Annotated in this window: 18 protein-coding genes; 9 read left to right on the forward strand and 9 right to left on the reverse strand. The window is 61.2% G+C overall.

The window, feature by feature from the left end; translation table 11 throughout:
* The first annotated feature begins 875 nt into the window (after nucleotides 1-875).
* A complete protein-coding gene (locus IC232_RS29810; RefSeq protein ID WP_190848569.1) occupies nucleotides 876-1,646 on the forward strand; it encodes a PRC-barrel domain-containing protein in 771 nt (256 codons plus the stop codon).
* Between the two features lie 388 nt (nucleotides 1,647-2,034).
* On the opposite strand, the gene IC232_RS29815 is transcribed toward IC232_RS29810, so the two are convergent.
* Nucleotides 2,035-2,319 carry a hypothetical protein gene (locus IC232_RS29815; protein WP_190848570.1) on the reverse strand — a complete coding sequence of 95 codons (285 nt, stop codon included), beginning with the start codon at nucleotides 2,317-2,319 and terminating at the stop codon, nucleotides 2,035-2,037.
* A 129-nt stretch (nucleotides 2,320-2,448) separates the two neighbouring features.
* Nucleotides 2,449-2,928, reverse strand: a complete 480-nt coding sequence (locus IC232_RS33160) for a PRC-barrel domain-containing protein (protein ID WP_312895254.1) — start codon at nucleotides 2,926-2,928, stop codon at nucleotides 2,449-2,451.
* Between the two features lie 542 nt (nucleotides 2,929-3,470).
* On the opposite strand from IC232_RS33160, the gene IC232_RS29825 reads away from it, so the two are divergent.
* Nucleotides 3,471-3,779, forward strand: a complete 309-nt coding sequence (locus tag IC232_RS29825; RefSeq protein ID WP_190848572.1) for a hypothetical protein — start codon at nucleotides 3,471-3,473, stop codon at nucleotides 3,777-3,779.
* Between the two features lie 585 nt (nucleotides 3,780-4,364).
* A complete protein-coding gene (locus IC232_RS29830; protein WP_246812493.1) occupies nucleotides 4,365-6,173 on the forward strand; it encodes an extracellular solute-binding protein in 1,809 nt (602 codons plus the stop codon).
* 1,111 nt (nucleotides 6,174-7,284) lie between these two features.
* Here the strand turns inward: IC232_RS29830 and IC232_RS29835 are convergent.
* Nucleotides 7,285-8,160 carry a YihY/virulence factor BrkB family protein gene (locus tag IC232_RS29835; RefSeq protein ID WP_190848574.1) on the reverse strand — a complete coding sequence of 292 codons (876 nt, stop codon included), beginning with the start codon at nucleotides 8,158-8,160 and terminating at the stop codon, nucleotides 7,285-7,287.
* 707 nt (nucleotides 8,161-8,867) lie between these two features.
* On the opposite strand from IC232_RS29835, the gene IC232_RS29840 reads away from it, so the two are divergent.
* The 3 genes from IC232_RS29840 to IC232_RS29850 all read left to right on the forward strand — a co-directional run bounded on the left by IC232_RS29840 (nucleotide 8,868) and on the right by IC232_RS29850 (nucleotide 11,448).
* On the forward strand, nucleotides 8,868-9,170 hold the full coding sequence (locus IC232_RS29840) for a DUF6894 family protein (RefSeq protein ID WP_190848575.1): 303 nt from the start codon (nucleotides 8,868-8,870) through the stop codon (nucleotides 9,168-9,170).
* 488 nt (nucleotides 9,171-9,658) lie between these two features.
* A complete protein-coding gene (locus IC232_RS29845) occupies nucleotides 9,659-10,219 on the forward strand; it encodes a hypothetical protein (protein ID WP_190848576.1) in 561 nt (186 codons plus the stop codon).
* A gap of 86 nt (nucleotides 10,220-10,305) precedes the next feature.
* Nucleotides 10,306-11,448, forward strand: coding sequence for an AI-2E family transporter (locus IC232_RS29850; protein WP_190848577.1), 1,143 nt, complete (start codon nucleotides 10,306-10,308; stop codon nucleotides 11,446-11,448).
* Nucleotides 11,449-11,545: 97 nt separating this feature from the next.
* Here the strand turns inward: IC232_RS29850 and IC232_RS29855 are convergent, their stop codons facing one another.
* The 3 genes from IC232_RS29855 to IC232_RS29865 all read right to left on the reverse strand — a co-directional run bounded on the left by IC232_RS29855 (nucleotide 11,546) and on the right by IC232_RS29865 (nucleotide 14,117).
* Nucleotides 11,546-12,259 (reverse strand): LysM peptidoglycan-binding domain-containing protein, encoded by a 714-nt coding sequence (locus tag IC232_RS29855; RefSeq protein ID WP_190848578.1) that lies wholly within the window; start codon nucleotides 12,257-12,259, stop codon nucleotides 11,546-11,548.
* Nucleotides 12,260-12,353: 94 nt separating this feature from the next.
* Nucleotides 12,354-13,685: a DUF2254 domain-containing protein gene (locus IC232_RS29860; protein ID WP_190848579.1), complete on the reverse strand. Its 1,332-nt coding sequence runs from the start codon at nucleotides 13,683-13,685 to the stop codon at nucleotides 12,354-12,356.
* A gap of 231 nt (nucleotides 13,686-13,916) precedes the next feature.
* A complete protein-coding gene (locus IC232_RS29865; protein WP_190848580.1) occupies nucleotides 13,917-14,117 on the reverse strand; it encodes a hypothetical protein in 201 nt (66 codons plus the stop codon).
* A gap of 48 nt (nucleotides 14,118-14,165) precedes the next feature.
* On the opposite strand from IC232_RS29865, the gene IC232_RS33535 reads away from it, so the two are divergent.
* Nucleotides 14,166-14,495, forward strand: a complete 330-nt coding sequence (locus IC232_RS33535; RefSeq protein WP_409564992.1) for a molybdopterin-dependent oxidoreductase — start codon at nucleotides 14,166-14,168, stop codon at nucleotides 14,493-14,495.
* Between the two features lie 48 nt (nucleotides 14,496-14,543).
* On the opposite strand, the gene IC232_RS29875 is transcribed toward IC232_RS33535, so the two are convergent.
* The gene (locus tag IC232_RS29875; RefSeq protein WP_312895255.1) at nucleotides 14,544-15,350 is read right to left on the reverse strand and encodes an alpha/beta fold hydrolase; all 807 of its coding nucleotides are present in this window, start codon (nucleotides 15,348-15,350) and stop codon (nucleotides 14,544-14,546) included.
* A gap of 532 nt (nucleotides 15,351-15,882) precedes the next feature.
* Nucleotides 15,883-16,443 (reverse strand): DsrE family protein, encoded by a 561-nt coding sequence (locus IC232_RS29880; protein ID WP_190848582.1) that lies wholly within the window; start codon nucleotides 16,441-16,443, stop codon nucleotides 15,883-15,885.
* A gap of 272 nt (nucleotides 16,444-16,715) precedes the next feature.
* Between IC232_RS29880 and IC232_RS29885 the strand changes: the two genes are divergently transcribed.
* Nucleotides 16,716-17,381 (forward strand): hypothetical protein, encoded by a 666-nt coding sequence (locus IC232_RS29885; RefSeq protein ID WP_190848583.1) that lies wholly within the window; start codon nucleotides 16,716-16,718, stop codon nucleotides 17,379-17,381.
* Nucleotides 17,382-17,463: 82 nt separating this feature from the next.
* Complete coding sequence (locus tag IC232_RS33165) at nucleotides 17,464-18,294, forward strand: DUF1206 domain-containing protein (protein WP_190848584.1); 831 nt, start codon at nucleotides 17,464-17,466, stop codon at nucleotides 18,292-18,294.
* Between the two features lie 151 nt (nucleotides 18,295-18,445).
* Here IC232_RS33165 and IC232_RS29895 read toward each other — a convergent pair whose 3' ends face one another.
* Nucleotides 18,446-19,567, reverse strand: a complete 1,122-nt coding sequence (locus tag IC232_RS29895; protein WP_210335548.1) for a DUF3616 domain-containing protein — start codon at nucleotides 19,565-19,567, stop codon at nucleotides 18,446-18,448.
* Between the last annotated feature and the right edge of the window lie 204 nt (nucleotides 19,568-19,771).

The following is a 19,771-nucleotide window of genomic DNA, read 5'->3' on the forward strand; positions in this document are numbered from 1 at the left end:
AGGGTCAAGATGAGTGAATCACGAAGCCACCACGCCGCATAGCCCCAACGACTCCGTCAGAACTGCCGTTGCTCTAGGTGTCGCGACCTCGCTGACAACAGGTGAACCCGGAGCCTGCCCGAGGGCGGATGGCCCGGCCAGGGTCATACCTGTAACTGGTCGGACAAGCATCACGAAAAGCCTTAGCGCCTAGTCCGCCACACACATCGTGCATGTTCCTTGAGAAGTCGGCGGCGGCCGGACGGCTGACTGCCGCCGGACAGATCGACCGCTGCCACAGGTAATATCATCAAGTCGTCCGTTGGTTCGAGGGAGAGTGGCTCTTGGTCTGGTGGTGTACACACAACGATGGCTCCAGCGGCCATTCACCAAACCTCGAAAAGATTCGACCAACATCTGGCCGAAGCAGTCGGCTTCAAAGGCCAAGACCATCACTGGCGGGCCACCGTGGGCGCGGGCCACGCAGGTGCCCGCGTCCTGACGGGCGTACCCTTGATGAGATTGATCAACGGCTCGCTGAGGATGGGTAGATCGACGGCCCCGACCTGGAAGTCTTGGTTCTCGATCACGAGATGGGGCAATTCTGGAGCTTATCCGCGTGCTTCGAGAAACGCTAAGCGGAGGATATTAAAGAAGTGGTCCCAGGTGTGACACATGATCAGAACAGCTTGCGTGTTCGCCCACGTTGACGGTCTCCCTGCGCGGACGTGACGTGAATGGTGCAAGATACAGAGCCGGCGACAGATATCTTCAATCGGAGGGCATCAAGATCCGGCCCCGCTCTGTTCGCTGGCGTACTACGTCTGTCCGCCTTTACTGGAACGGCGTGGCTAATCTTCGATTAGGTCAATGTATGAATGATCAGAGGGCCTCCCATGCTCCTAAGGACATCAAGCATCAAGAATCTGTCTGTCGAGGCGAGAGACGGCGAGATCGGCAGCATCAGCGACCTCCTGTTCGAGGACGATACCTGGCGAGTGCGCTGGCTTGTCGTTAGCACCGGCTCATGGCTCTTTGGCCGTAAGGTGTTGCTTCCCGCGTCTCACGTGGCTCCGTCGAGGCCTGGTGCATCCTCGATTACCGTAGACCTGACGAGAGAGCAGGTGGAGAGCAGTCCAGGAAGTGGTATCGACCTGCCGGTTTCACGCCAAATGGAGACGTCGATCTATGACTCCTACGGCTGGACTCCGTATTGGTCGGCCCCTGGCATGGCTTTTATCCCGGCCGCAGGATATCCTGTAATGCCTGCATTTCCGAGCACCGCGACTGCTGGTGCTCCCGCGTTGGGCGCTGTGCCGGCGGGGAGCAATGTAGACGGCAGCCCGGGCGAGCAGCAGCAGCGCGGTGATCCGCATCTGCGCAGCGCCAAAGAGGTAACTGGCTACTACGTCCACGCATCGGACGCCGATATCGGCCACGTGGAGGACCTTCTGGTCGACGGGACCGATTGGCTGATCCGCTACCTCCTTGTGGACACAAAGAATTGGTGGCCCGGTAAAATGGTTCTCGTCACGACTGAATGGGTCGATGAGATTTCTTGGACTGAAAAAACGGTGCACACCTCTCAGACGCGCGATGAGGTCAAGCGGGCGCCCGAGTACAACCCGGCCCAGCCGATAGATGGCACCTCCGGAAGCCAACACTAGCAGCGATACAATCCTGTCCGACGGCACGCCACCGTATAGCGTGCTCTTCAACCCAAGCGCTGATCGGGGGCCGCACCCCTCCGACAGGGCTTTCTCCTGTCGGTCAGGACCGCCATTTTAGAAGGGGTTATGCGCCCTGCGCACTTAATCGGGGTGAATGCCTATATCATCCAAGACCGTTTGTCAGTCTGCTGCTGACGTTCAGCGTCCACGTGGGATGCGGCAGTCACGTACGGCGAGCATTAAGGCGGCGAGGGGTTGTCTGAGCCCTTGGCGACGTCTCAACGGCAGTCAGGAGAGCTGAGATGCTGACGAAGCGCAAGCCGAGAAGGCCGGCCAGTATTGCTTGCATCATTCAGCCGTGTTGCTGAGCCCACCTCTGCAAGAACTAGTCTTCCTCGCTCGGATGCCCGAACTCCTCATTGATTACCTCGGATCCTTCGTCGAGAAAAAGCTCGGCGGCTTCCGCGTCGCGGCGGATCGACGGCGGCAGCCTGCCATAAAAGCGGGAGGCGTCCTCCTCTGCTTCCTCGTCAAGAGATCTATAGAACTCCTCATCCTCGATAATCTGCGCACTGGCAGCGCCGAGGCTTCCAATGAGAGCAGCAAAAGCGATGGCGAATGACAGCGCATGGCGACGGCGACTGTAGAATAGGTCAAACTGTGAAAGCATCGTTACCATCCATTAAAGTAGCCGATCTAGAATCCCCATCGGGAATGTCTAGGGACGCTCCTCTACCGGCAAAATACACGGCTTGATCAAGCAAAAATGTCGGGGGGTGCGCGTTCAACTGGCGCTATGCTACCTCCGATTGATATTGACAATCTCCGAGTCCGCCAGTTGGCGGTACTTCTGGTCATTCACGTCCCAGTCGGCCACTGCCCTGAGTTCAGAATCCGTCAGACCGGGAACGATGAGGCGTCCACCTTGGACATAGACACGCTCCACGGGAAGCGGAAATTCCTTTTCGCCAAGACCTGCTAAGCCACCATGCTCAAGCACAAGAAACGTACGTCCATCAGTGACGTTCAGCACGATACGTCTCACGCTGCCGAGCCTCTCGCCATGAGGAGTGTAGATGTCACGGCTCTCCAGGTCTCCTACACGCATAGCTCGGTTGGGAAGTACCGCACCATCCTGAGTCTGCGGAAAGGGTGCTGTAGCGTCAGACGTAGGCGGTACTGTTTGGCTTGCGGCCCCGCCCTGGCGGGCCTGCACGGATCCGACGACTACACAAGCCATCATTGCACCCAGTAGTGCCGCGATATGGACCCCTTGCATCGTGCGAACTCCCTAAACATTCTGGCTCGGCGCGCGCTCGCTTTCTGACAGGTGCCTCCCTTTACGATCCAGCCGATGTTGGAGTTGCGGTTCAACCTGCGAGCTTGCCTCAGAGCCAACAGATCCCTGTAGGGAGTGTTCCAGGGCCCGGGCTGCTAACGAGCGGGTTTCGTACACTGGAGAACAGACATAGTTGGAATACGGTCGAGGCTCCGCTTCGCAGGATCACTGAAAAGTTCATGCGCAAGCGCTCATGCTCCAGGTATTCAGGATTCCATATTGTGTGCGCTAGAGTACGCGGGGCCGGAGGAGCAAGAACCGACTTGAAACCTCCCGCGTTCCTCATGGGACGTTTAGCAGAGGGGCGCGCAGGCGCACCTTAGCCTCTGATGTACAATGCAGCCTCAGGTCACGGGTTGAGGTCAGCACGTGGGTCCCATCGTTGCTGATCATCATTGCTCTTGAACGCCTTTACTCACGGCCGGCTGGATGGGGCCGCTTTGCCGATTATAACGTGCCACTTGGAACAGTGGAGTTCACCCATGAAAGTCTTGAACGGGATATCCGTGGCGATCATTGCAGCAATTGCTTTCGCTCAAAGCTCGCGGTCGAGCTTGGCCCAAGCTGCATGTGCTACTCGCGATGAAATCGTCAGCGCGCTCAGTAAAAATTATAAGGAAAATCCTGCCGGAATCGGTCTGGCACCACCGGGGCGAGTCTTTGAGTTGTACGTTTCCGACGCCGGAGCATGGACACTGTTGCTCACCACTGTGAATGGTAGATCCTGTGTGATCGGAGCCGGAGAAAACTGGGAGACGAATGCCGTTCCGGTCAAGGGCAGCGCCATATAGGTCCTTGAACGGATGGCATCAGGTATTCCGTGGAATGGAAGCTCCTTGTTTCGTGATGGGCCACCGGTCGATGTTTCCTTGGAACTGGGCCGAAGGTTTCACGATGCCTGGCATCACGGTATTCCTGCATCGAGAGACCTTACTCTTGTCCCCCGTTCAGCCTCCTTCGCTCGGGAACTGGATGTCATGTGGTTTCGTCAACTGACACAGTTCACAGCTCCGCGTACGGCGCGGCACTGTACTTGGCGACCTCAAGATCACCGATACGCCCATGCAGCTTGCGCTGACGGAGTCTAATAGAGACAATCGAGCAGTGTGTCTGATGGTTACAGACAGTTCATTGAGCCGTAAGGATCCCTCTACAGGCTAATAGCTATCCTGTTTGATGAGGGCTGGCGGCGGAGCGGCCGAACCGTATCTGGACGCCGGATCGTTCGATGCCATGGCCGCCATTTTATTGGGTCGAGCAGGGGATAAGCCACTGCTGCGCTCTGGCCGCCGGGCGTGAGCCCGGTGTTGTAGCGACTGAGTACTCGGAGAAGATCTATGATCCGCCGCGCCACAGGCTTTGTCGTCGCAATCTCTATGGGATTCTCGCCTGCCCACGGAGAGGCAGCAGGATGGCAACACGGCCTCGCCTTGATGGGAGCGCCCAAATACGAGCAAGGCTTCCCTCATTTCGACTATGTCAATCCAGATGCTCCGAAAGGTGGGATCGTGCGTTTCGGTGCGCAGGGCACCTTCGACAATTTCAATCTGGTGGTCGCCGGCGTGAAGGGCGAGCTTGAGGTAGGCATCAGTCAGCTCTATGACACGCTCATGACCCGTTCCATGGATGAGGTGGGGACGGAGTATGGCCTCCTCGCAGAGGCCGTTCGCTATCCCACAGATTATTCATCGGCCACCTATCGCCTCCATCCGGACGCGCAATGGCACGACGGAAAGCCCGTGACGCCCGAAGATGTCATCTTCTCCCTCAGCTCATTTAAGACTTACTCTCCCCTGTATGCCTTCTATTATAAGAATGTCGCGAAGGCGGAGAAGACCGGAGAGCGTGAGGTCACCTTCTCCTTCAATGAAGCTGGAAATCGGGAATTGCCACAGATCGTCGGACAACTCCCTATACTGCCAAAGCACTGGTGGGAGGGGAGGGGCCCTGACGGCCAGCCGCGAAACATCGGAGAGACGACGCTGGAGCCCCCCTTAGGATCAGGTCCCCACCGCCTGAAGAGCTTTGAGGCAGGCCGCACAGCATCCTACGAGCGAGTTCCGGAATATTGGGGTAAAGGCTTCAACGTGAATCGCGGCCGCCACAACTTCGACGAGGTGCGATATGAGTACTTCCGGGATGCAACCGTGCTGCTTGAGGCCTTCAAAGCGGATCGGATAGACTTCCGCAGCGAGAACATCGCCCGGCAATGGGCAACTGCCTACGATTTCCCAGCCTTTCATGACGGCCGCGTAGTCAAGGAAGAATTCCCGCTCCGCGCGATGGGCGTAATGCAGGCGCTGGTTTTCAATCTGCGGCAGGACAGGTTCAGGGACGAGCGCGTCCGCCGCGCATTCAATCTCGCTTTCGACTTCGAAGATATCAATCGTACTCTCTTCTACAGTCTGTATGACCGGATCGACTCTTTCTTCTTCGGGACGGAGCTCGCCGCAACCGGCTTGCCTGAGGGCCAGGAGCTTGCAATTCTCAAAAGTCTCGGCGACAAAATTCCAGCATCCGTATTCACAACGCCTTATCGCAATCCGGTAAACGGCACGAACCAGGCCGTGCGCGCCAACTTGCGTAAAGCGATGCAGCTTCTAGATGAGGCCGGGTATGAGTTAAAGGCAGGACGGATGGTGAGCAGGCTTACCGGTGAGCCGCTGACCGCCGAATACATCACGGCTGATCCAAGCTTCGAGCGGGTTATCCTACCCTACCGGCAAGCGCTCGAGCGGATTGGCATTGGCCTCACGGTCCGGGTCCTTGATCCCGCGCAATACCAGAACAGAGTGCGCTCGTTCGACTTCGACATTACGACACACGTGTGGACGCAAAGTCTTTCGCCTGGCAACGAGCAGCGTGAGTACTGGGGCTCCGAGGCGGCTGATCGACCAGGGTCACAGAACATTGCCGGCATCAAGGACCCTGCCATCGATGCTCTGATCGAGAGGATTATCTTTGCTCGCGACAGCGAGGAGCTGGCGGCAGCCACGAAAGCGCTCGATAGAGTCCTCCTCCACCACAACTACGTGGTGCCACAATGGTACTCGCTTGTAACTCGCACCGCACGATGGAACCGGTTCGGACGTCCAGTAAACCTCCCCCGCTATGGCGGCTCCGCCTTCCCGACCATTTGGTGGCATGACGCCGCCCTAGCAGCGCGGGTTGGCGCATCGCGGTAGCGGTGTCGGATGTCTATACTTGTCGGTTCTGCGCTTCTTGGCTGGATCGATGTGCGAAAAGTCAGCGGGGTATGTTCATACCGGAGATTGGCGGCTCCCACAGAGGCTGGGGATCCGGCTGGCCCTGTCATCCACTCGGCCATCGCAAGACTCCGGAGGTAAGCCGTAGAACAGCGGATGTGGTGGGGTGGCAAGCGCAGATGCCCCACGAGGAGATCCACGTGGGGCGTCCGGCCTAGGAGAGACAATCCTCTTCAGCGAGCCTCGTGGTAGACCCTTCGCCTGAACTTCAGGAGATGTTTGCAGCAGCCACCACACGCTCACAAGAACAACCCTCAGGTCGGAGGGCTGTTCGAGCTCGGGTCCGGGCTCTGGTACGATAATGTACAATCTGTAAGATGTCTGACCTCTATACGTAGCATCTCGACAATAGCTTGTCGCAGGTTTTAACCGATGACAATTACTCCAATCCAGAGTTCGTGCACTATAGGGGCTTGGTGAAGCTGGACGCTGATAGCCGCACCAGGCTCCACAGGTAACGACTGATGGTCGCGACCGCGAGACGACGGACCCAGGCCCCAGACAGTACGATCCCGGACTAACTCTTTCCGCCCAATTGCATCCAGACCGATCGCCCGGCCTTGTGTCGTCAGTCGACTAGCCGATGTTGCCTGAATTCAGGTCCATGCTAGATAAGCAGGCCGTGTGTTGCACATGTGATCTCAGTAGCGACTTTGAAGATGTAAATGCTCCTGACCGAATGCCCTTCAGCTAACTGCCCCACTCTGGTGCTTCTTCATCAGAGCGGGGCCTTCTGCCTGAGTGTTGCGAGGTGCGTCTGCGCGAGGTTCGAGACAATGGGCCTGTGATAATGCTTCGTAGGGCCTTCTTACACCGAGCATGCAAAGAATGTTGCAGTCATCAAGCTGGTAAGCCGGCGAAAGCTCACCCTCCGATACCGCAAAGCACATATCAAGGTAGTCAAGGGAGCAGCTGAATCCCATCTTGACTGCTCGCGCTTCAAGCCGGGAAGGGCCGAGAGCGTGAGGATAGATCAAAGGTTTTAATAAGCGGAAGCCGGCTAGCCGTGCGCCGTTCTGCTCTTTTAGGATTAGATTGTGTCATCGTTCGCCTTTGGCCGACCTGCCGCCCCACTGCTCTTCATAAGAGCCGCATCCAACTCTGCTCCGATCAAAACCGAAATCGATGAAAGCCAAATCCAAACCATGAACCCAATTACGGCACTCAGTGATCCATAGAGCTCCACAAAATTCCGAAAAGCGGAAACGTACCACGAGAAGAGTGCGGAGCTAGCAACCCAGAGGACAGCGGCGAGACAGCTCCCGGAGATGATGGAGCGCCACTCAGCAACTTTACGACTTGGACCATACCGATAGATGACCGCAATCGCGCCACTTACGATGACAAGGAGGACGACCCAACGCAACATCTCGACCCAGCGTGCATGTCCCCCGCTTAAGCCAATCACTTTCAACACCACAGGCACCAAGAGGACGGCACCTAACGAAAACACAAGAAAGACAATAGCTGCTAATGTGAAAGCGAGCGTCACAAGTGTAAATGTGATGAATCCCCGAGACTCTTTGCAGTCGAAGATCATATTCAAGCTGTGGAACAGGGCCTTGGTGCCCTTGTTGGTTCCCCATAACAGCACAAGAAATCCGAAGTATGGCGTGAAGGTGACAACCTCCGCTTGGGATCCTGCTGCCTCAGAAAGGCGCTTGATCTGCTGCATGAGAACAGAGACACTGCCTCGTGGGACGAGTTCGGAGTATGCTGCCAACAGTTCCTCAAGCCGCAATGGATCGACGAAGAGGCTGACAACTGTCACCACGGCAGCGATCGCTGGAAAGACAGCAAGGAGTACGAAGAACGCGATGCTCGCCGCAACAGCCGCCACATTGTCGTCGAGGGTTCCCCGCCAGATCCGCGCTGATATGTTGTATATAACAATGCCTCGGGTCATCAACCACCGCACCCTGCGCCAACCTGACAATTAGTGTAATGTCTGCAGCGCACGGGCGGGCCGTACACGTAAGTCCCAATGATGTGACGCTGAATGGGGATTCCCAGCTGTGCGGTTGCGGTTGCCTCCGGGTTTGGCATGGCGGCTGGCTCCGTTGTTTGACCGTGTTGTTCCTGTACTTCTCTGACGACGCACTCATCCCTCCTCCACCTATCCCGACAAGCACAGCCGATGCAGGACCAGCTATGTAAACAACCCGCTGACGACGGGTTCGATACTAGACGCCAGTTGTCAGTACAGTTGGGGACAGTCCTGGAGGACCAGGATGGGTTCTGCGCCGGTGAAAACGGCAAAATTCTAAGGTTGCAGCGGCTCAGCAGAGCGGTCCTGATATCTGTCCAAGCGGCGAGACCTGTGAGCAGCGCGGGAGTCGCCCAGAGCGTGAGGCGCTGCAGAGCCAACAATCAAGAATCCAGGCTCCGACCCAACTCATCTGTTCCAAGCTCTGAACGTTCGCCCGAGTATTGTCTGCGACCAGCACCGACAGGGCTGCGATCGTGAGTGTTGGGTTAATCGATGCAATCGCCGATAAGGGACGACTGCTTAGCTGAGCGCTGGAAACAGTTCACTAGAGTACACTCCAAGAGACTGCAAAGAGTGAACGCGCTGGGGAAACACACGGTTATCCCTCTAAAGGAGGCCGCGTCATGCACTATCACTTCTACATCTCAGATGGCGAGAGGGTCTATATCGACAACATAGGCGTTGATCTGCCGAGTTCTTCTGCAGCCGTGGACCGAGCCCGCGCCACGGCCTATCAGCTTATGCATGAGCTTTCCTCAGAAGTTCGAGACTGGACAAAGTGGCGATTTCAGGTCGTCGGCGAGGAGCAAGGCGACTGCTTTATCTTGCCATTTTCCTACATCCAGCAAAGAGCGAAACTTCTACATGGATCTTTGCCCCTCAACAACGAGGCTCCGACCGGACTTGGCCAGAAGTTCTGGTGCTAGCCATTCAATCGTACCACCTGGAGATCCAATAACACTCTACCGGGCCCTACCAGGCAGGGCATATCTGCTGATACTGCAGCTGAGGCTCTAATGGAGTCAGCAGTGAAATAACGCCATCATCAGCCATCCCGGTGGATTTCTTCACCCCTGTCGCGACTAGAAAGCATCGATTTGGCATTCGGTGATCATGCTACCGATCTGAACATCATAGGTGCTATCTACTGGCATATCACGCGGCTTAGCGGTGCGAAAAAATCACTCGTCTAGGACGAGCAGTACTGCGCCATAAGGAGCCCGTCGTGACTGGCAGTTGCGCAGGATGACCGTCACGGCCGCTCCCTCCGAAGGTTCTTGGTACGGTTGCAACCCAACCCCGCGGCAGCGCCGGAACGGGCTTGGCCCGCCGGCATTCGCCCTTAGGCAGCTCATCCTGCAGGTGGGCCGGCCCACAAGCCACCAGAATTATCAAACCCAAAAGGAGGCGCATCATGCACGCACTCATCGTGCCTGCCATTGCGATGGCCATGTCGGTTTCGTCCGCAGCCGTTGCGCAAAGCCAGCCGAGCGGCAGCCAATCAAGTGGCGGCCAGTCGTCGCAACCGATGTCGACCCGAAGCTACAAGGACGTCGAGGATGCCCTGAAGCAGGCCGGTATCCAGAACGTCCGCACGCTCAACGCCGCTTACCTCGTGAGTGCGGTCACCAAGGGCGGGGAGCAGGTCACGTTCGTGGTGGATCCGCCCATCCCCGGCGGATTGTCTTCGGCGAGCGGGAGCGGCCAGCCAAGTGTGTCGTCGGGCCAGCAGGCTGGCTCATCCGGTCAGCAGATGGCGCTGCAAAGCCAGCAGCAGGTTCGTGACAGTCTGACCAAGGCGGGCTTCACCAAGGTCCAGATCCTTAATGCCGCCTATCTGGCCATCGGAAAGACCCAAAACGGCGACATGATTACCATGATGGTCGACCCGAGCGCCCGGACCGCGGCGACCGGTTCAACCGGGGCCGGCAGTCAGGCCAGTCCCGGTCAGAGTGGATCGGCCTTGAAGCCGTGACGTGACCCGACGGCGCCGGCTGTGGCGTGCCAGCCGGCGCCGATCCCATCAGGGCAATGGGCCGCCCCGGCACGAGGAGCCGATCCATGCCAAGGCCAGATCCCCTCCGCAAAACCGCAGCTCCCGTTCCAGGCTCATGGCGCAGGTTGGGAGGCGATGGGCTTCGGCACGATGGCGACTATGTGCGGCGCCTTCTCATCACCCTAGCGGTGATCGGGCTCGCCTACTTCGCTTGGCTTATCTCGGACGTCCTGCTGCTCGGGTTCGCAGCCGTCCTGCTGGCGGTGCTGCTGCATGGGTTCGCCACTCTGATCGCAGACTACACGCCGATCCCCCGGCGTTGGGCCCTCACCACGGCCATCGTGTTGGTCGCGCTGTTCCCCGCCACCTTCCTTGCCCTTTTCGGAGCCCAGATCGGGGGGCAGGTCTCGCAGCTGTCCGAAGCCCTCCCTCAGGCCATCGATGCCGCCGGGAGCCGGATCGGCATCAGTCAGGCCAGCGAGAAGTTGCAGGAGGCCATCGCCGCGGGCTCCGGGCGCGGGATCGTGTCGCGGGCCGTCGGCCTGGGATACACCCTGCTCGGCGTGCTGGCAGACCTCGCCCTGGTCGCGGTCGCGGCCATCTACCTGGCGGCGGATCCCCGGCTGTACCGGCGGGGTGCCGCCAAGCTGCTGCCGCCGAGCCAGCACCGGCGCGTCCTCGACGCCATGGACGTGACAGGCAATGCCCTGCGGCTGTGGTTTGGCGGGCAGCTCGTCACCATGACGCTGGTCGGTGGCCTGTCGGCACTCGCCTTCTGGTGGATCGGGCTCACCTCGCCACTGGCGCTTGGCCTGATTGCTGGAGTGACCAACTTCGTCCCCTTCCTCGGGCCCATTCTCGGGACGATCCCGGCCCTTGTGTTTGCCGTCACGACGGACCTGGCGACGGTGCTCTGGACCCTCGGCGCAATCCTGGTGATCCAGCAGCTGGAGGGCAATGTCATCACGCCTTACATCCAGCAGCGCGCGGTGGCCATGCCCCCGGCCCTGGTGCTCTTTGCCATTGTGGTGTTCGGCGTGGTGTTCGGCTGGCTTGGGGTCTTTCTCGCCGTTCCGCTTGCGGTGGCCGTCACTGTGCTGGTGAAGAAGCTGTGGATTCGCCAGACGCTGGGCGAGGAAACAACCGTGCCTGGCGAGGAGCAGACCGCATCCAACACGGCTCCGACACCACCCTCCAGCGGGTCGTAAGCTCGCTGTCCGACCTGTGCCTTCTGCGGCCCTTCCGGTAGGCGCCCCAGAAACGGATCGACTGGACCGACCCGAGACGTGCGGGAACCGTGAGGGCTCAGAGCTTTGTGCCGGTCACCTGGAAGGGCGCGGAACGCACCCTCCAGCTGCCGTCCGGCGCCGCCACCGTCAGCACGAACCGCTCCCGGTCCCCAGCCCAATCGGGGATGCGAACGGTGGCCTGAAGGGTGCCGTTTGCGGATGTCCGGGCGCGGTCAAGCACCTCATAGGCCGCCCGGGAAGCGCCGCCGCCGATTACCACGGCGGCGTCCGCCGGCAGGCCCGTGGCCGAAACAGTCAGCGAGGTGCCGGATGGACCACTCTGGGGCGAGAGCGAGACCTGGGCCTTGCTGGCGTCCACGCCCGGAATGTTAAGACGGTCCCCCAGCTGCCTGAGCCGCTGCTGCAGGTCGGGGTTCTTGTTCAGGAGGTCCTCGACGGAGGACCCGAGTTCCTGAGCCATCCCCGTCAGGGCGTCGCCGGTCTCGCGGGCGAGGGATTTTAGGCGGTCCACTGTTGTGCCCGTGGATGGGCCGGACGGCAGGGTGAGTTGGGCGCCGGCCTGAAGGTCGTCCGATCCCTCAATCCCTGGGTTCGCCCGCAGGAGGGCCGCCTCGGTGGTGTCGCAGCGCTGAGCGATGCCGCTGAGGGTGTCGGCCCTCGCGATGGTGATCTTCTCCCCGCATGGCGAGGGCTGCGCCTGCGCCCATCCCGGAGTGGCGCCAATTAGGAGCATGATCGTGGTTGCGATGATGAGGTGCCGGGTATCCATGACCTCTCCCTTGAAGCTGTGCGCGCCAAGCGGCTCGGGTGCACGATCTGCAGAGATAACCGGCCCGGCCAGGCATCGTTGCCCCGAGGATCCATCAGAGCAGATGGAGCGTCCCCTTCCTGGAGTGAGCGGTGATGGCGATCCTGGCCTGCTCGATGCGGGCAAGGACGGCCTCCCGGTCACTCGGCGCAAGAGGGGCCTCCTTGGCCGTCTCGGCGAGCTTGGCGAGATGGCCCACCACCGCTTCCCGCATCGGTGCGGAGCGGAGGACCGGGGCCAGCTGACCGAGGACATCGGCCATCCGGATCAGCACGGTGGGCAGTTCCCCGGCCGCCTGGCGGATCGCGTCAAAGGCTGCATCGGTCAGCCCCTGCACGTCAGAGCGCTGGGCGATCACCCGCACCTCGCCATCCTTGTCGCGCCAGACGGTGGGCTGGAGCGAGCGCTGAAGGATCTCCTCCAGGGCCGCACCCAGCCGGTCGATCACCGCCACCGCCGTGTAGGGATCGTTGATGCCGGGCGACAGCGCCCGCAGGGCGATCTCGACCAGTTGACGAAGACCGTATTCCAGATCCTGCGCCGGGGTGCGCTCCCCGTCCACCAGGAAGGCGCCCCGCACGGCCTCGACAGCCTCACGGTTCAGCGGACGCTTGCCGTGGACCACCACATGCTCGCCGTTCCGCAGGATGAAGTGGCCGGCCCGCACGTTCACCTCCAGCAGGACCCCCTCCCGGCCGGCGATGGACACGAGCCCACCATAGTCGACCACCTGGATGTAGCCCGCTCGGTCCAGCGAAATGGCGCCGGCCCTGGGCGGCCCTAGGTCCGGCAGCGCGGGCTCGGCCTGGCCCGCTTCTTCGGGCAGCATGCTGCGGATGTCGTTGCCCAGGTCGTCCGCAACGCGTGCGACCACGTTGTCGGCGATGATCGCACGGGCGATCTTGTGCACGTAAAACAGCAGGGCAAACAGACAGATGGTCGTAAGGATGCTGCCGATCGTCACCGCAATATGTGGCACACCTTCGCTGCCGAGCGTATCATTCAGGGTGCGCAGCACCATGAGCACGTACAGGATGGTGCCGAGGAAGAGCCCAAGTACCACCTGGATCTGCCGGTCGGCCATGAAGGTGGCGATCAGGCGCGGGCCGAGCTGGTTGGCGGCCAGCGTCAGGATCACGAAGGTGACCGACACGATGAGCGAGGTCATGGTCATCAGGCCGGATAGCAGGCTCGACAGGAGATCGCGGGCACTGCGGGCATCGCCGCTGTAGAGCCACCAGAGGTCCGGATCCGTCCACCCTTCCAAGAGGGCGGCGCCTGAGGTGAGCAGCCACCAGGCCAGCGCCAGGGCCAGAATGCTCATGAGCAGCGGAATGAGCCAGAGCTGCGCGCGCAACCAAACAGTGATGTTCCGGATCCGGTCCATAAAGGATCAACTGCGGGCGGGTTGGCGGGATCCCTGACGGTCGATGCGCCATTGCTGCCGAAACGGCAGCGATGGCGTAGCAAGTTCGTGAGCATGGCTCAGCTTTTGCACATCCCCGTCGCGGATGCTCGACATCTGGAGCGGCTGAGACCGTGTCTCCGGCGACCATGGTTCTTGGGTGATCGGGTTCCAGCCAGCAGTTCTGTCCGCGGTGGCACGGTAGCACCACCATCAGTTGTCGATCAGATGCCGGTGGCCCTGGACGAACAGGATCAGTGGCGACAGACAGGTGCTGGTCTCGCAGGGAACGAGCTGGAGCACCTGGGATCCTGAGGCCTGGATCACGTCGTCCAGCGTCGGCTCGACGATGTTGTCCAGGCGGCAGAAGGCAGAAGGGCTTGGCGGAGACCTGGCGGAATGAGTCCCTGACACCCTCGATCCTGACCGTGTTGCCCGTCTTCACCGCCTCCCCCGAGGGAGATTTCGAAGGCCGGTCACGTTGTGTTTCTGTGCTTCGACACCATGGAGCGGGGGGCTCCCCGGCCCAGTCAAGCACTACGAGTGGTTCGACCTGTGGGCGCACGCCATCCGCAGACGATCCTCGCTCATGGCCTGAACGGCGAGCGGCTTCCCACCCCGAACGGGACGCCGCTGCGCGTCCGTCTGAAGCTCCAGCTCGGGGACAAGATGGCGAAGGACATCAGAGCGATCGAGGTCACCGATACATTGCGACCTTACGGAGAGAGAGCCGGCGGGTTGGGAGGACCGTGGCTACAACTGGTATGCGGACATCCAGTGGTCAAAATCTGACACTTGGTACCCTAGAATTACTGCTCGTCTCTGATGCAGAGAGACTGTTCAAGGGCTTGCAGTGGGTTTCTGGCCGTTGCCACCTGTGCTTTCGAGAATGAGCCGTATTGTCTCCCTGGGCTGATCCCACATCGGGAAATGGCCACACTTGTCGAACCAATGCAGGTTGGCCGTCGGGAACGCCTCCTGCGCGCGGGCTGCTTGGCGCGGCAGGCACAGGCGATCCTGGCGGCCCCAGCCGATTATCACCGGACCGGAGCCGGGTGCGGTTGGTCCTTGCTGCTCCGGCCCCTCGGCTAAGTCTTGAACCAGAGCGTCGAAGGTGGGCGTGGCCGCATAGCTCTTCAACTCGGTCGCGACAAGCTCGGGAGCAAGGGCCCACGGTCGTGCCGAGAGCTGCGCCAGGAGAGCCGTCCGCGCCGCGACATTGCGCGATAGCACGGGCAGGGCAGGCTCGAGACCACGGACCAACCGAATGGATGCTCCGATGGTTGTGCGAAAGAACGTCCGCTCCCATCCGCGCCAGAACCCTCCCGGATCGAGGGCAACGACCGCGCCAACACTCCCCCGGCGAGCTAACTCGAGCACAAGCCGCGCTCCCATCGAACTCCCGACGGCATCGACTCCCGAAAGCCCCTGTTCGGCGATGAAGGCATCAACACTATCGGCAAGGCCCATGAAGGTGCCGCTACCGGCTCCGGCAGGCGTGGCGCCGTGGCTGGGCAGATCGATTGCGATCACTTCCCGCTTGTCAGCAAGGGCAAGAAGGATGGTGCTCCAGGATCGCCAGCTTCCACCCAGACCATGGATGAGGAGCAGGGGTGGTCCCTGCCCCCGGCGCACCGCATGTATCACTGATGGCCTCCGTCCGCTTCGGTGCGGAGAATAGATGGGACGGAGATGACTGCCCTGGCTGTGGCCACTGGATCGGATCTCTCACGTTTAGAAGGGCGCTTGGACGCCAACGCTCTGGCTTGGCTTTTGGTGCAGCGTTGTTGGTAAGTTCTCCCGGGATCTAGCGTCGAACGAGGCCAAAACCTGCCCAAAGCAGCGGTCCGACGCTGGGCACCAAGCGTCAGGTTTCCACACTAGCAAAACGCCCCGCCACCTTACCGGCAACTCACACGTTCCAATGGAGATCGTCCAATGCCTCCATGGTTGAGATCAGGCTGTGTCTTTACGGCCTTCTCGTTCCTGTTGCTCATCGGCTGCGGCGATGACAACAGCACGGATGGCGTGCCGGTGGATGAATCGCCCGCTGCGCTTGAGCCCCGGAGTGGGCGCCCAACAGGCTAGCCGAGAATCCTCCCGAGCGCCGCACGGCCCCGTGAGATCATGAAAGCGCCCGCAGCGCCTGCGCCAGTGACACTTTGCACAGGCCTCAATCTTATCCTGGCACGAAGGCATAGCCCTGCAGCTGCCGCTTCGCGAGTTCTGTCATGGCCGACGTCGCGACCTCGACCGGCTGCATCACAGCCTCAAATGGGGCACCCGCGCCGGCAACAGCCTGCCCGCAGACGATCACCTCCACGCCATTCTCCTCCAGTTGCCGCACCAGGTCGGTGTTGGGATTGGCGGTGCCGAACCGCGCTTGATAGTACGGGTCGCTGATGACGGCGGCCGTCGCCGGCCCATGGACAACGGCGACGATGTCGGCCTGCTTCGGATCCATGCCGCTGAGTGCGATAAGGTTCACGAACCGGGCCACCGAGGCGAGATCGGAGCTGACCCGCCCGTCTCCGGGTGTCCCCTGGGCGACGTTAAAAACCACCTTGTAGGTTTGCCCGTCCGGCAATTTGGCCGTTGCGTTGGGCACCGGCACCACAGGGCCTGCGCCGTGCACGGCTGGGTACTGCCAGTCGGGGCGTTGTTGAGCGGCCGCCGGCATGGCGAGAACAGTAACAACACCTGCAAGTGCCGCGCCGGGCCGCCAGGTCGTTCTGGGCATCTCTTCCCCCTATTCTGCGGCAGGCAATGCCGCTGAGGCCTTCTGGAACATGCGGGAGGCGGGACATCGGTTCCGGATCGAGTCTGTCCGGTACTGAACATTCCGGGCGCTGTTCGCTCGGGGCAGGAGACCAGCCATCGTTGCCCCATCCGTGCGCCAGGTGGCATGGCGGCTCAGTTCACTGTCCCATATCGTACAGGTCGGGAGCCTGATGCGGATCCGCCTGTCACCCACGGCTTTAACCCAGGGTTGGGGCCCCACAGGAGGTAAACATGCTCAAGCAATCACTTGCGGTGCTCGCGTTCGCTGCCCTGGCCGCCGGTTCGACGGTTGCGCTCGCCCAGGGCGGCCAAGCCCAAGCCCCAAACATCAGCCTGAACCAATCCAACTCTAGCGAGGCGCGCGGCCGGATCGATGGGCCGAGCCGTTTCACGCAGCGGGCGGCGCTGCGCCGGCAGCTGCGTGAAACAGGCTTCCAGAACATCCGTATCCTGGATACCGCCTTCCTGGTGCAGGCCCGAGCCTCGGATGGCCGGCCGGTGGTCATGATCCTCAGCCCGCGGGAGGACGGCAGCACCGTCACGATAAGCTCCGTTGGAACGAACCGGGCGGGCGGCCAGGGCCTGTCAGCCCAACGCCCGCAGCAGTTCGGTGCGACCGGGACTGCCGCACCGGGCTTGGAGCAGGCCCTGGATCTGCGGGAGCTCAACTCCCCGATGGTCAATCCGGGGCTGGTGGAGCCGGGTCAGATGCGCGAGTACCTGCAATCGCGCGGCTTCTCTGACATCTCCAACCTGCGCCAGGACGGCAGCTTCTACACCGGGACGGCGCAGTGGCACGGTCAGCAGGTGGGCATCAGGGTGGATGCGCGCAACGGCCTGATCGTCGAACCGGAACAGTACCTCCAGAGCCAGCTCCGGCAATCGGGCCTCCGCTGAACAGGGTGGGCGCCCGCCGCACCCTGGCTTCCGGCATGCTCTGCCTTGGGTTCCGTCAACTTGACCAAGTGGCGGTCGTCCGGTGAATGAAACGAACCCGACTCATCACACACACCAGACGCTCATCACCTTTGCGGCGCGCGCCGGGTATGGCGCCCGGGGAGCGCTGTACCTGCTCATCGGCACCCTCGCCATTCTAGCGGCGTTCAACCTTGGCGGAGACATGGTCGGCGCGCGCGGCGCACTGCGGATCCTGTTTGCCCGACCTTCCGGGTATCTGCTTCTGAGCGGCATCGCGGCAGGATTTGCCTGCCTTGCGGCGTGGCGCCTCATTCAGGCGTGGGCGGATCCCTCCGGCTATGGCCGCGACCTGAAAGGCCTGGGCATCCGGACGGTGCTTGCCGCAAGCGCGCTGGTCCATGGCGCACTGGCCGCGTTTGCTGTCGGTCTCATGTTCGGGTGGGAGAATGTTGATGTGGCCGGGCACGGCTCCGCCCTGGCGGCTTGGTTCACGACGATCATGGCAGCCCCGTTCGGCCCCTGGCTTGCGGGAGCCGTCGGGCTGGCTGTTGTCGGAACGGGTGTCGCCAAGGTGATCAAAGCTTGGCGAGCCGAGTTCGACGAGCACCTGGAGTGCGAGGATCACATCCGGCTCTGGGCAGTTCCCGTCAGCCGGTTCGGCCTGACCGCACGGGGCCTTGTGTTTGTCCTGATCGGATCATCCATGATCCTGGCCGCCTTCCAGCTGCAGGCCAAGCGAGCCCTCGGTCTTGCCGGATTGCTGCAGGCGCTGGAGCGCATGCCCTTCGGCTGGGTCCTCCTGAGTGCCGCCGCCCTCGGGCTTGCCGCCTTTGGCATCTTTGGCTTGATCGAGGCCATGTACCGCCGGATCGATGTCAGGGACATCGATTGATCGCTGCGGATGAGGGATAGCGCACAGGAGTTGTGTCGATGCATGGAGATCGAAGGCGGAACGGCCCACGCCACTCACCGAGCACTCAGTCCCTTGTCCACCTCCACATACAGTTCCTCTTCATCGACGCTCACGGCAAAGCCAACCGGCATCAGTCCCGTGATCCGATCCAGGTCACCGCGGGAGGGTGGATGACGTCAGCCCGCACGGTGAACGTGTCGGGATCCGCCCGATCCGGGGCAGGGGCGTCGTAGATGATCAACAGAGCTTTCGGACCAGCGTCGGGCCAGAGCTCAAGCCCCTCTGGATGATCCACATTCAACCGGTACGGCAACTCGGTGACGGTCTCGATGCGGTTGGGGCTGATGACGCCTGAGGCGTTGTCGTGCACCGCATCCCGCCAGCGCAGCACGAAGGCCGGCCCCTCCAGGGACATGGTGGGCCCCACCAGCAGGAGAAGATCATCGCCGTCGAAGCGCATGTCCCGGATCCCTAAGCCGCGGGTGTCGAGCAGGTGTTTGCGGTGGCGGTGTCCGCCGTCAACCCGGCAAGCCTTCAGCCGGTTCGGGTTGCTCCCTTTCGACTTCATCTCAAGATCGAGGATCACCGCATGGCCGCGCAGCACCGGACCGCGCAACCCCAGCCAGACACGGTTGCCACGCACCGCCAGTCCCTCCACGTCGAAACCGTTCTCTTTGGAGGGAACCCCGAGAAAGCATCCAAGCTGCGGATCGTCACCAAGCCACTTGACCAGAGAACTGTGTTTTTTGCTGTACTTGATCCAGGCTGCGTGCCGTTCGTCGTCCGAGCGAATGGGGACGAACAGCCCGAGCGCCTCCTCGACGAGAGGAATGCGTCCGAGAAAGTAGCGGTTGGGCTCGCGCTCGATCTCCTCCATTCGTTGCAGCGCCTCGTCGCGGTCATTCTCATCCCGCTTGGGCTTGGAGCGCTTGAGAGAGTGGGATCCGACGATCCAGAGGAAGCCATCACTGGCACACAACCCCTCGATGTCCATCTCCCCATCGGCACCGGCCGGAAGGTCAACCAGCGTGTCGAGGGCGAAATGGTGGTGATCGCCGAAGCGGCCGTCCTCCAGGCGCCGGAGGCGCTCGACGCTTGCGGTTTCGTCACAGGCGAGAAAGAGGCAATCCCCGACCCGCGCCACGGCGGATAGATCCTTTTGCAGCGGATCCTCCACATGGCGCAGGGGCTTCCAGTCGGAGAAGGTCAAGGAGACTTGCTGGGTTGTCTGGATGGGGCTGTGACCGTGCACGGGGACTCCTGGAGTGTTGCTCCTGCTGAACCGTCAGCGCACGTGGGCGGCTAGATCCATGCCGAAGCCTCGTTGATGACGAGGGGGGTGTGCGAATGCAGGCCGTGACACCGGCATCCGCGCCCGTTGGACAATTGGCACCTCACGGGCTTGGTCCCACAACCGCGGGATCAAGCCTGCTTCGCCCATCGTCTCTGTCAGCCT

Origin of the sequence: Microvirga sp. (assembly GCF_014699075.1) — a bacterium.
GTDB lineage: Bacteria > Pseudomonadota > Alphaproteobacteria > Rhizobiales > Beijerinckiaceae > Microvirga.